Annotated in this window: 13 protein-coding genes; 6 read left to right on the forward strand and 7 right to left on the reverse strand. The window is 54.3% G+C overall.

Translation table 11 applies throughout. The features are described 5' to 3' along the window. Window positions 1–312 precede the first annotated feature (312 nt). Entirely contained in the window at window positions 313–870 is a 558-nt protein-coding gene (locus AACV31_RS11745) for a gamma carbonic anhydrase family protein (protein WP_075198653.1), read from the forward strand. Here AACV31_RS11745 and AACV31_RS11750 read toward each other — a convergent pair. Genes AACV31_RS11750 through dprA form a run of 6 tightly spaced genes read right to left on the reverse strand, consistent with a single transcriptional unit; the run spans window position 846 to window position 4,622 of the window. Next, window positions 846–1,103, reverse strand: coding sequence for a DUF1488 family protein (locus AACV31_RS11750; RefSeq protein WP_165157052.1), 258 nt, complete (start codon window positions 1,101–1,103; stop codon window positions 846–848). The two genes, AACV31_RS11745 and AACV31_RS11750, sit on opposite strands and share 25 nt — an antisense overlap. Then, window positions 1,100–1,918: a shikimate dehydrogenase gene (gene aroE / locus AACV31_RS11755; protein WP_165157050.1), complete on the reverse strand. Its 819-nt coding sequence runs from the start codon at window positions 1,916–1,918 to the stop codon at window positions 1,100–1,102. Before aroE ends, AACV31_RS11750 begins: the two co-directional genes overlap by 4 nt. Before the next feature lie 3 nt (window positions 1,919–1,921). Then, window positions 1,922–2,494 (reverse strand): L-threonylcarbamoyladenylate synthase type 1 TsaC, encoded by a 573-nt coding sequence (gene tsaC, locus AACV31_RS11760; protein WP_165157048.1) that lies wholly within the window; start codon window positions 2,492–2,494, stop codon window positions 1,922–1,924. Window positions 2,495–2,498: 4 nt separating this feature from the next. Next, window positions 2,499–3,041 (reverse strand): DNA topoisomerase family protein, encoded by a 543-nt coding sequence (locus tag AACV31_RS11765; RefSeq protein ID WP_161590127.1) that lies wholly within the window; start codon window positions 3,039–3,041, stop codon window positions 2,499–2,501. Between the two features lie 23 nt (window positions 3,042–3,064). Continuing rightward, window positions 3,065–3,538 (reverse strand): DUF494 family protein Smg, encoded by a 474-nt coding sequence (smg, locus tag AACV31_RS11770; protein WP_004388634.1) that lies wholly within the window; start codon window positions 3,536–3,538, stop codon window positions 3,065–3,067. Further along, window positions 3,510–4,622, reverse strand: a complete 1,113-nt coding sequence (gene dprA / locus AACV31_RS11775) for a DNA-protecting protein DprA (protein ID WP_165157046.1) — start codon at window positions 4,620–4,622, stop codon at window positions 3,510–3,512. Before dprA ends, smg begins: the two co-directional genes overlap by 29 nt. Window positions 4,623–4,751: 129 nt before the next feature. Between dprA and def the strand changes: the two genes are divergently transcribed. The 5 genes from def (at window position 4,752) to mscL (ending at window position 9,569) form a co-directional block, all read left to right on the forward strand. Beyond that, the gene (gene def / locus AACV31_RS11780; RefSeq protein ID WP_105538942.1) at window positions 4,752–5,267 is read left to right on the forward strand and encodes a peptide deformylase; all 516 of its coding nucleotides are present in this window, start codon (window positions 4,752–4,754) and stop codon (window positions 5,265–5,267) included. 18 nt (window positions 5,268–5,285) lie between these two features. Continuing rightward, on the forward strand, window positions 5,286–6,233 hold the full coding sequence (fmt, locus tag AACV31_RS11785) for a methionyl-tRNA formyltransferase (protein ID WP_105538943.1): 948 nt from the start codon (window positions 5,286–5,288) through the stop codon (window positions 6,231–6,233). A 68-nt stretch (window positions 6,234–6,301) separates the two neighbouring features. Next, the gene (gene rsmB, locus AACV31_RS11790) at window positions 6,302–7,591 is read left to right on the forward strand and encodes a 16S rRNA (cytosine(967)-C(5))-methyltransferase RsmB (protein ID WP_075198654.1); all 1,290 of its coding nucleotides are present in this window, start codon (window positions 6,302–6,304) and stop codon (window positions 7,589–7,591) included. A gap of 40 nt (window positions 7,592–7,631) precedes the next feature. Further along, window positions 7,632–9,008, forward strand: a complete 1,377-nt coding sequence (gene trkA, locus AACV31_RS11795) for a Trk system potassium transporter TrkA (protein WP_007764763.1) — start codon at window positions 7,632–7,634, stop codon at window positions 9,006–9,008. Between the two features lie 153 nt (window positions 9,009–9,161). Further along, entirely contained in the window at window positions 9,162–9,569 is a 408-nt protein-coding gene (mscL, locus tag AACV31_RS11800) for a large-conductance mechanosensitive channel protein MscL (protein ID WP_007764765.1), read from the forward strand. Here the strand turns inward: mscL and AACV31_RS11805 are convergent. Further along, the gene (locus tag AACV31_RS11805) at window positions 9,520–9,783 is read right to left on the reverse strand and encodes an alternative ribosome-rescue factor A (protein ID WP_071989773.1); all 264 of its coding nucleotides are present in this window, start codon (window positions 9,781–9,783) and stop codon (window positions 9,520–9,522) included. The genes mscL and AACV31_RS11805 overlap by 50 nt on opposite strands. Window positions 9,784–9,801 lie beyond the last annotated feature (18 nt).

The raw sequence follows: 9,801 nt of genomic DNA on the forward strand, positions 1-9,801 counted from the left end.
TCGGCCTGCTGTCGCGAGGTGGCGTATATTACGCTTTCCTCTTTCAGAGTCAACCCTTAATTTCAGGATTTTTCTCTCATCGCGCCGGCCATTTCGTGAAGTGCTTCACATTGCCGTCTCGATGGAGGCGCATTATAGGGATCTCAGTTTTCAGCACAACCCTTTTTTCGATCTTTTCTTTCAACTGCTGTTTTTTCATGCTTATTGCTGCGATCCCGCGCGATCTGCTCAACGAACAGGCGCATTTACCCTTGCACACTGCCCCAAATCCAACCAAAGTCTTCTTACTCTTGATAAGAAACCGAGGCGATTATGTCTTCTTCTGTATTACGTCCTTATAAAAATACCTTTCCCGGCACAGGCCAGCGCGTGATGGTGGATAGCTCAAGCGTAGTGATTGGCGATGTCAGGCTGGCTGACGATGTGGGCGTCTGGCCCCTGGTGGTGATCCGCGGAGACGTCAATTATGTCGCCGTTGGCGCGCGTACAAATATTCAGGATGGCAGCGTCTTGCACGTCACGCATAAATCTTCTTATAACCCTGAGGGTAATCCGCTCATCATTGGCGAAGACGTTACGGTTGGGCATAAGGTCATGCTGCATGGCTGCACCATTGGCAATCGCGTGCTGGTCGGCATGGGATCGATCGTACTTGACGGCGCCATTATAGAAGATGACGTGATGATAGGTGCCGGAAGCCTGGTGCCGCAGAATAAGCGTCTGGAAAGCGGCTACCTGTATCTCGGCAGCCCGGTAAAGCAGATTCGCCCGTTAAAAGACGCAGAGCGCGAAGGGCTGCGCTACTCGGCGAATAACTATGTGAAGTGGAAAGATGAGTATCTGGCTCAGGAGAGCCACACCCAGCCCTGATTATCCTCTTCCTGAGCAGCGATAAGCTGCTCAGCTTCTTCTTCAAGATCCCAACGGTGCTGTCGGAATGCCGCGATCCATTCATCGGGCGACTCGCCAGCAAAACGGGCCGCCAGCACAGACTGCGGAATCGCACAGGTAAGGACCAGTCCATTGACCAACGCCGGAAAACACACGGCCTGCCGCTGTTCATCCCAGTGCTCACGATCCGGGAACTGAATCGCCTGATTCATTGCGCCAGCTCCTGCTTGAGCTTCTCAATCACCGGCACAACTTCCGGCAGGACGCCATGCCAGAGCAGAACCGCGTGCGCCGCCTGGCCCACCAGCATACCCAGCCCGTCCGCGAGATGCGTTGCGCCCTGTGTCTGACACCATGACAGGAACGGCGTCAGGCCTTTCTGATAGAACATGTCATAGCAAGCCGTTTTTCCCGCAATCAGTGCCGCCGGAAGCGCCGGAATCTCGCCATGAATTCCGCTGGAAGTGGCATTAATAATGAGATCGAACTCATGACCAACCAGATCCGCAAGCGCGACGGCATTCACGCTGCCGGTATGACTAAAGAGCGTCGCCAGTTCCTGCGCGCGGGCAAAGGTGCGGTTAGTAATAGTTACCGCGCAATCCAGCGACAGCAGAGGCAACAAGACGCCCCGCGCTGCCCCGCCTGCGCCCACCAGCAGGATCCGGTAACGCGGCTGGATCATGCCGAGGCGCTCAAGATCGCTTAAAAGACCAATACCATCTGTGTTGTCGCCCAGTAAACGCCCATCTTCAAGCCGCTTCAGCGTATTGACCGCACCGGCAAGCGCTGCTCTTTCCGTCAGTTCATCGGCACGAGCAAAAGCCTGTTCTTTAAAAGGCACCGTCACGTTTGCGCCCTTTCCACCCGCGCTGAAGAAGGCTTCCAGCGTCTTCACAAAGTTATCAAGCGGCGCCTGTACGCGTCCGTACGGATGCGCAATCTGTAACTGCTGCGCAAATTGCTGATGAATAAATGGCGATTTGCTGTGCGAGACAGGATTACCAAAAACAGCGTAGGTTTCCATGCGTTACCCTTGTCGGAAAAGTGCACCCGTCAGCGCATCACGGATCTCGGAGGGGTTTTGTCGACCGCCCGTTGCGCCATGCAGTACCGGGAAATTTTCACCGAACTGTGCCAGTACTTCCAGCGCCGTACGGCATGGCTCAAGCCCGGAAAGATTGGCGCTGGTCGATACCAGCGGTTTGCCGAAGGCTTCACACAGCGCAATGACCTGCGGATGATTCGTGACGCGAACCGCCAGCGAGTTAAAACGGCCAGTCAGCCAGCGGGGCGTTGATGCCTTTGCCGGGAAAACAAACGTCACTGGCCCAGGCCAGCAGGCAAACACCGCTTCACGCTGTTCCGGCGTCAGCGCAGCGTCATCTATATAGGGCTTGAGTTGCTCAAAGTTTGCCGCAATCAGGATGAGCCCTTTTTCCATGGGCCGCTGTTTTAATTCCAGCAGTCGTTTTACGGCGGTTTCGCTGTCGGGATCACACCCCACACCGAATACCGCTTCTGTTGGATAAGCGATGACATGTTCTTTTTTAAGGACGTCGACGATAGAGGATATCGCGTCCGCAGGCTGATTATTCTTCACGGTCTTATTCCGCCGTTACCGGCTTTCCACATTGTTTACTGGCGCAAAAGCGTTTCATGCCCTGCGCGGTTTTCTTTTCTATAAGGAGGGGATAATGGCATTCCGGGCATTCGCCTGCCACCGGTCTGGCATTAATCACAAACTGGCAGTCCGGATAGCGATCGCAGGAATAAAAGGTTTTGCCAAAGCGCGACCGACGCTGAACCAGATGGCCATCGCTACACTGAGGACAGTGCAATGCGGTTTCGTCAGGTTTGTCGATCTGTTCAGTGTGTTCGCACTCAGGATAACGGCTGCAGCCGATAAACATGCCGAAACGCCCCTGCCTTAGCACAAGCGTCGCGTCACATACCGGGCATTGCTGGCCTTCGAGTACTTTGACGATGTGACCGTCCGCCTGGCCTTTCAGCGGGCGAACGTAATCACATTCGGGGTAATGCGAACATCCCAGGAAAGGACCATGCTTCCCGGAACGTATAAGGAGTTCAGCCCCGCATTTTGGGCAGGGCTCGTGTTTGGGCACTGAAAAGAGTGCTGACCTTGCCATAATTCACCACTGCGCTGAAAATATCAGTGCAGCATACCGTCATTCACCTCAAAGAGCAGTTCTTCCATTTGTTGATAGGCATTTTCACATCCGGGAATGTTAAAAAGCACCATCAGGATGACCCACTTAAGATCTTCTAAATCAAACTCGGCGGTATCCAGCGCCATGACGCGCTCAATAACCATTTCACGAGTTTCGAGATTCAGCACCTGAATTTGTTCCAGAAACAGCAGGAACCCCCGACAGCTGGCGTCCAGCCGCTGGCACTCTTCTGCGGTGTAAATACGCATTGAGAGTGGATCCGACGCCAGTTGCATCGGCGCGGAAAGACCATCCTGATAATCCGCCAGCTTTTCCAGCCATAACAGCGCATTAAAGATATCTTCCTGATCAAAACCCGCATCCGTCAGGTCCCGCGTCAGCTTATCCTGGTCAACGCGCATCTCAGCTTCGTTATGGATATAGGTTTCAAACAAATACATTAGTACGTCGAACATGGCCTGCCCTCCTCACTCGGACATAGCCGCCGGGTACAGCTGCGATCCATCCTGCTAACTCCAGTTCGAGTAGCTGGGCTACCGTCAATGGCACAGGTTGGCCGGCACGTTCAGCGACGACGTCAACAGGTGTAACCTCATCTCCTACGTTAGCCAACAGCTCGGGAAATGGCAATGCACCTTCCTCTTGATCCGGTGAATAATTCACAGTCTTGAGCCAGGGCAGCTCGTTTTGTAAATAATCGATAATGTCCTGAGGATGAGTAACGGCGATAGCGCCTTGTTGAATCAGCCAGTGCGGCCCTTCACAACCGGGATTACCGACAGGGCCCGGCAGCGCGAAAACTTCGCGCCCTTGCTCAATGGCGCACCGCGCAGTGACCAGTGAACCGCTGCGTAACGCAGCCTCGACCACCAGCACGCCAACGCTCAATCCGCTGATGATACGATTACGCCTTGGGAAGTGCGCCGGGCGGGGCTGCGCCTCAAAAGGAAACTCTGACACCACCGCTCCGCCTTGCTCAATTATCTCCTCCGCCAGTTTGCGATGACGCGCCGGATACACCTGGGCGAGGCCGTTACCCAACACCGCGATAGTTTTCCCCTGCGCCTTAAGCGCGCTGCGGTGCGCGATAGCGTCTATCCCCAGCGCCAGCCCGCTGGTTAAGGTCAGGCCGCTTTCCGCCAGCGCATAACAGAATTTGCTGCCCCACTGCTCGCCATACCACGAATGATGGCGGCTACCGACGACAGCTAACTGCGGCCGGGTCAATGCCCGGGGATCGCCCGCCACCAGCAACGCGCCGGGGAACCATTCGATTGCACGTAAAGAAACGGGATAATGCGCAGAGCGTGCAGTAAGTAAATGATGCTCAGGCATTTCAAGCCAGCGCAGAGCAGCCTCAAGCTTCGCCTGCGGATAACCGAAGAAAAGCGCCCGTTGCTTTATGTTAAGCCCCGCCAGCCGTAATGCCTCGGCGGGATCGCCGGGCATATTTTGCAGCCGCTGAAAAGCCCGAACCATTATTTCGCCGCTCAGGCTATACACCGCCATCAGGCGTAACCAAATCTCCATTGATGACATCGCGCTATCCCCCGCCAGACGCCGTTCTCTAATCCCTGTGATTCGTTGCTGATGCTGTCAATCAAAGGGGGATTTGTCTAGAATAGAGGTTAAGATCCTTTCAACTCTTGAATACAGCTCTGGAAATTTATGTCAGTTTTGCAGGTATTACATATTCCCGACGAGCGGCTTCGCATCGTCGCTGAACCGGTTAAAGAAGTTAATGCAGATATTCAGCGTATCGTTGATGATATGTTCGACACGATGTACGCCGAAGAAGGCATTGGGCTTGCCGCAACCCAGGTAGATATTCATCAGCGTATTATCGTGATTGATGTTTCTGAAAATCGCGATGAGCGCCTGGTGCTTATCAACCCGGAGATGCTGGAACAGTCCGGCGAAACCGGCATTGAAGAGGGCTGCCTCTCTATTCCGGAACAACGCGCCTTTGTGCCGCGCGCCGAGAAAGTGAAAATCCGCGCGCTTGACCGCAACGGGAAAACGTTTGAACTGGAAGCTGACGGTCTGCTGGCCATTTGTATCCAGCATGAAATGGATCACCTGGTCGGTAAATTATTTATCGATTATCTGTCGCCAATGAAGCGTCAGCGTATTCGCCAGAAAGTTGAAAAACTGGATCGCATGAAGGCGAAAGCCGCAGGTTAAATAAAGACAGGGAATAACGTGTCCGAGTCACTTCGCATTATTTTCGCCGGTACGCCGGATTTCGCAGCGCGTCATCTCGACGCGTTGTTGTCCTCTTCCCATCAGGTCGTTGGCGTATTCACTCAGCCAGACCGTCCGGCGGGCCGCGGTAAAAAGCTGATGCCAGGGCCGGTAAAAGTACTGGCGCAAGAAAATGACATCCCGGTCTTTCAGCCGAAATCTCTGCGCCCAGCGGAAAATCAGGCGCTCGTGTCTGCGCTGAATGCTGATGTCATGGTGGTAGTCGCTTACGGTTTGATTCTTCCTGAAGCGGTGCTGGCGATGCCTCGCCTGGGCTGTATTAACGTACACGGCTCGCTGCTTCCGCGCTGGCGCGGCGCGGCGCCTATTCAGCGTTCGCTGTGGGCGGGCGATTCTGAAACCGGCGTGACTATCATGCAGATGGACAAAGGGCTCGATACCGGCGACATGTTGCGTAAGCTCTCCTGCCCGATTACTGCCGACGACACCAGCGCCTCGCTGTATGACAAGCTGGCACAGCTTGGCCCGCAGGGGCTGCTCGCCACGCTTGAGGATCTGGCAACGGACCGCGCGGTTCCTGAAAAACAGGATGACGCACAGGCAACGTATGCAGACAAGCTTAGTAAAGAAGAGGCCCGCCTCGACTGGACGCTTTCCGCCGCGCAGCTTGAACGCTGTATCCGCGCGTTTAACCCCTGGCCTGTTAGCTTTTTCATGATTGACGATCAGCCTGTGAAAGTCTGGAAAGCGTCGGTTATCCATCAGCAGAGTAACGCGTCTCCTGGCACCGTGCTTGATGCGGGTAAACAGGGTATCCAGATAGCGACGGCGGATGGCATCCTCAATCTGGAAGAACTCCAGCCTGCGGGTAAAAAACCGATGTCAGCGCAGGATCTTTTAAACTCCCGCCGGGAGTGGTTTACGCCAGGCGCGATTCTCGCCTGAGCGACGGCATTAACAGCCCGGTTTTCCGGGCCTTTTTATTTCAGATGCAGGTTAACCTGCCCGTGGCTATGAAAAAATCCATTAATCTCCGCAGCCTGGCGGCGCAAGCTATCGAACAGGTAGTCGAAAAAGGCCAGTCCCTCAGTACCGTTCTGCCGCCCCTCCAGCATAAAGTCTCTGATAAAGACAAAGCGCTGTTACAGGAACTTTGCTTCGGCGTTCTGCGCACGCTCTCGCAGCAGGAATGGCTTATCAATAAGCTGATGTCGCGCCCGATGACAGGTAAACAGCGCACCATTCATTACCTGATTATGGTGGGCTTATATCAGCTGCTGTATACGCGTATTCCGCCGCACGCAGCGCTGGCTGAAACCGTGGAAGGCGCGGTGGCGATCAAGCGCATGCAGTTTAAGGGGCTGATTAACGGCGTATTGCGCCAGTTTCAGCGCCAGCAGGATGAGTTACTGGCCGAATTTGCAGGTCAGGATGCGCGCTGGTTACATCCGATGTGGCTGTTAAAGCGGCTTCAGACCGCCTGGCCACAAGAGTGGCAAGCCGTGGTGCAAGCCAACAACGAGCGCCCGCCAATGTGGCTGCGCGTCAACCGTCAGCATCATTCCCGCGACGAGTGGCTTACGCTGCTGGAAGAAAACGGGATGACGGGTCATATCCACCCGCGTTACCCGGACGCCGTACGCCTTGAAGCGCCGGTGCCGGTCAGCGCGCTCCCTGGCTTTGAGCAGGGCTGGGTAACGGTGCAGGACGCCTCGGCACAGGGCTGCGTCGAACTATTAGCGCCGCAAAACGGCGAGTCCATCCTCGATTTATGCGCCGCACCTGGCGGAAAAACCACACATATCCTTGAAGCCGCGCCGCAGGCTAACGTACTGGCCGTTGACGTTGACGCTCAGCGCATCTCTCGCGTTTATGAAAACCTGAAGCGTCTGAAGATGCGGGCAGAGGTTAAGGTGGGCGATGGCCGCTTCCCGGCAACCTGGTGTGGCGATACGCAGTTTGACAGGATCCTGCTTGATGCGCCCTGCTCCGCGACTGGCGTTATTCGCCGTCACCCGGATATTAAGTGGCTGCGCCGTGATTCTGATATCAGTGAGCTGGCGCAGTTGCAGTCTGATATTCTCGACGCTATCTGGCCGCACCTGAAACCGGGCGGTACATTGCTGTATGCGACCTGCTCCATTTTGCCGGAAGAAAACAGCGAACAGATTCGGGCGTTTTTAACCCGAACGCCGAATGCGCAGCTGGACGGTACGGGCTCGGCGCAAACGCCCGGCATACAGAATCTTCCCGGCGCGACCGAAGGCGATGGCTTCTTTTACGCTAAGCTAATCAAAAAGTGATCGGGCCCCGCAAGCGGCCCCGGATGGGTGAAGCATAACGATGAAGATAATCATTCTGGGTGCAGGTCAGGTGGGCGGCACCCTGGCGGAAAACCTGGTGGGTGAAAACAACGACATAACGGTTGTCGATACCAACAGCGATCGCCTTCGCGTACTTCAGGATAAGTTTGATCTACGCGTCGTACAGGGACACGGCTCCCATCCGCGTGTTCTGCGCGAAGCCGGCGCAGATGATGCGGATATGCTGGTTGCGGTGACCAGCTCCGATGAAACAAACATGATTGCCTGCCAGGTGGCGTATTCGCTGTTCAATACGCCGAACCGCATCGCACGCATCCGCGCGCCGGATTATGTCCGTGATGCCGAGCGCCTGTTCACCCCTGAAGCGGTACCTATCGATCACCTGATCGCGCCAGAACAGTTGGTCATTGATAACATCTACCGGCTGATTGAATATCCGGGCGCGCTGCAGGTGGTGAACTTCGCCGAAGGTAAAGTCAGCCTCGCGGTCGTGAAAGCCTATTATGGCGGGCCGCTGGTTGGAAATGCGCTGTCGACCATGCGCGAACATATGCCGCATATCGACACACGCGTGGCCGCCATTTTCCGCCATGACAGGCCTATCAGGCCGCAAGGATCCACCATTGTGGAAGCGGGCGATGAAGTCTTCTTTATCGCGGCGTCGCAGCATATCCGCGCCGTGATGAGCGAACTTCAGCGTCTCGAAAAACCCTATAAACGCATCATGCTGGTCGGCGGCGGTAATATCGGCGCAGGCCTCGCGCATCGGCTGGAAAAAGATTACAGCGTAAAGCTTATCGAGCGCGATCAACAGCGCGCGGCGGAGCTTGCTGAAAAACTCCAGCATACGATTGTTTTTTATGGCGATGCGTCGGATCAGGAACTTCTCGCGGAAGAGCATATCGATCAGGTGGATCTGTTTATCGCCGTCACCAACGATGACGAAGCGAATATCATGTCCGCGATGCTCGCCAAACGGATGGGCGCCAAAAAAGTCATGGTGTTGATCCAGCGTCGCGCTTATGTGGATCTGGTTCAGGGAAGCGTGATCGACATTGCTATCTCTCCGCAGCAAGCCACCATTTCTGCGCTACTTGGGCATGTGCGTAAAGCAGATATCGTGAGCGTCTCCTCGTTACGCCGCGGAGTGGCTGAAGCAATCGAAGCTGTCGCACACGGCGACGAAACAACATCCAGAGTAGTAGGACGTGTCATCGATGACATCAAGCTTCCGCCGGGTACGATTATTGGCGCCGTAGTGCGGGGTAATGATGTCATGATCGCCAATGACAATTTACGTATTGAGCAGGGCGACCATGTAATCATGTTCCTGACCGATAAAAAATTCGTCACCGACGTCGAGCGACTATTCCAGCCGAGCCCGTTCTTTTTATGATTATCTGGCGGCTGCGGCCGCCATTATTATTTTCGCGCGATATTATCCGCATTATTTACGGGGCTAAAAAGTAATTTGCATTATGCCGCGAAAATGGAAAATCATATTTCCTTTGTTAGACTTAGGTAGGCTTTGAAATCCAGGGAGTAGAAAATGAGCTTTTTTAAAGAGTTTCGTGAGTTCGCGATGCGCGGAAATGTGGTGGATTTGGCAGTAGGTGTCATTATCGGTGCGGCTTTCGGTAAGATTGTCTCGTCACTGGTTGCCGATATTATTATGCCGCCGCTGGGTTTACTGATCGGGGGTATCGACTTTAAACAGTTCGCTCTGACGCTGCGCCCTGCGGTTGGAGATACGCCAGCTGTCATTATGCATTATGGCGTTTTCATTCAGAACGTATTTGATTTTATTATTGTCGCTTTCGCTATTTTCCTGGCTATTAAGGTGATTAACAGATTACACCAGAAAAAACCGAAGGAAGCGGCGGGTCCAAGCAAAGAGCAGGTACTGCTTACCGAAATCCGTGATTTGCTGAAAGAGCAAAACAATCAGCGCCCTTAACAGCCCTTAAAAGCAGAAGGCCAGTGGTAAAAAAGCATTTTGCTTGTTTGCCACTGGCCTCCCAGTTACCACCTTTGCCGTGTTTCGCTTTACGCTGGTAGCTGCCTTTCCCCTTCAGATTTTTTTCAACGCGCTGCCGAAACAGTGGATCATGTAACAGGGCTTCAATGGCGTTGTCCTGAATTTGCCCCTTCGTATGTTTATAGCGGTTCATAAATGCTCCTGTGATTAA

This window comes from Cronobacter sp. EKM101R (genome assembly GCF_963888145.1).
GTDB lineage: Bacteria > Pseudomonadota > Gammaproteobacteria > Enterobacterales > Enterobacteriaceae > Cronobacter > Cronobacter turicensis.

Bases quoted from the DNA above. Each gene is read 5' to 3' on its own strand.
- smg (WP_004388634.1), bottom strand. From the start codon at position 3,538: ATGTTCGACGTACTAATGTATTTGTTTGAAACCTATATCCATAACGAA.
- AACV31_RS11750 (WP_165157052.1), bottom strand. From the start codon at position 1,103: ATGAATCAGGCGATTCAGTTCCCGGATCGTGAGCACTGGGATGAACAG.
- def (WP_105538942.1), top strand. From the start codon at position 4,752: ATGTCAGTTTTGCAGGTATTACATATTCCCGACGAGCGGCTTCGCATC.
- aroE (WP_165157050.1), bottom strand. From the start codon at position 1,918: ATGGAAACCTACGCTGTTTTTGGTAATCCTGTCTCGCACAGCAAATCG.
- mscL (WP_007764765.1), top strand. From the start codon at position 9,162: ATGAGCTTTTTTAAAGAGTTTCGTGAGTTCGCGATGCGCGGAAATGTG.
- AACV31_RS11765 (WP_161590127.1), bottom strand. From the start codon at position 3,041: ATGGCAAGGTCAGCACTCTTTTCAGTGCCCAAACACGAGCCCTGCCCA.
- rsmB (WP_075198654.1), top strand. From the start codon at position 6,302: ATGAAAAAATCCATTAATCTCCGCAGCCTGGCGGCGCAAGCTATCGAA.
- dprA (WP_165157046.1), bottom strand. From the start codon at position 4,622: ATGTCATCAATGGAGATTTGGTTACGCCTGATGGCGGTGTATAGCCTG.
- AACV31_RS11745 (WP_075198653.1), top strand. From the start codon at position 313: ATGTCTTCTTCTGTATTACGTCCTTATAAAAATACCTTTCCCGGCACA.
- trkA (WP_007764763.1), top strand. From the start codon at position 7,632: ATGAAGATAATCATTCTGGGTGCAGGTCAGGTGGGCGGCACCCTGGCG.
- AACV31_RS11805 (WP_071989773.1), bottom strand. From the start codon at position 9,783: ATGAACCGCTATAAACATACGAAGGGGCAAATTCAGGACAACGCCATT.